Annotated in this window: 1 rRNA gene; it reads right to left on the bottom strand. The window is 56.5% G+C overall.

Annotated elements, in window-relative coordinates:
* A 23S ribosomal RNA gene (locus AC3EUJ_RS37125) occupies positions 1 to 1178 on the bottom strand; the annotation flags it as partial.

The following is a 1178-nucleotide window of genomic DNA, read 5'->3' as shown; positions in this document are numbered from 1 at the left end:
GGACAAGCCCTCGGCTTATTAGTACCGGTCAGCTCCACCCATTACTGGGCTTCCACATCCGGCCTATCAACCCAGTCGTCTACTGGGAGCCTTAACCCCTCAAAGGGGGTGGGAGTCCTCATCTCGAAGCAGGCTTCCCGCTTAGATGCTTTCAGCGGTTATCCCTCCCGAACGTAGCCAACCAGCCATGCCCTTGGCAGAACAACTGGCACACCAGAGGTTCGTCCGTCCCGGTCCTCTCGTACTAGGGACAGCCCTTCTCAAGACTCCTACGCGCACAGCGGATAGGGACCGAACTGTCTCACGACGTTCTAAACCCAGCTCGCGTACCGCTTTAATGGGCGAACAGCCCAACCCTTGGGACCGACTCCAGCCCCAGGATGCGACGAGCCGACATCGAGGTGCCAAACCATCCCGTCGATATGGACTCTTGGGGAAGATCAGCCTGTTATCCCCGGGGTACCTTTTATCCGTTGAGCGACGGCGCTTCCACAAGCCACCGCCGGATCACTAGTCCCTACTTTCGTACCTGCTCGACCCGTCAGTCTCACAGTCAAGCTCCCTTGTGCACTTACACTCAACACCTGATTGCCAACCAGGCTGAGGGAACCTTTGGGCGCCTCCGTTACCCTTTAGGAGGCAACCGCCCCAGTTAAACTACCCACCAGACACTGTCCCTGATCCGGATCACGGACCGAGGTTAGACATCCAGCACGACCAGAGTGGTATTTCAACGATGACTCCACAATGGCTGGCGCCACTGCTTCACAGTCTCCCACCTATCCTACACAAGCCGAACCGAACACCAATATCAAGCTGTAGTAAAGGTCCCGGGGTCTTTCCGTCCTGCTGCGCGAAACGAGCATCTTTACTCGTAGTGCAATTTCACCGGGCCTGTGGTTGAGACAGTCGAGAAGTCGTTACGCCATTCGTGCAGGTCGGAACTTACCCGACAAGGAATTTCGCTACCTTAGGATGGTTATAGTTACCACCGCCGTTTACTGGCGCTTAAGTTCTCAGCTTCGCCCTGACGAATCAGAGCTAACCGGTCCCCTTAACGTTCCAGCACCGGGCAGGCGTCAGTCCGTATACATCGCCTTACGGCTTCGCACGGACCTGTGTTTTTAGTAAACAGTCGCTTCTCGCTGGTCTCTGCGGCCACCACCAGCTCAGGGAGC

The sequence above is a fragment of the Actinacidiphila sp. bgisy160 genome, assembly GCF_057707815.1.
Note: the sequence above shows the minus strand (reverse complement) of the source record. Positions and strands in the feature narration are given on the sequence as shown.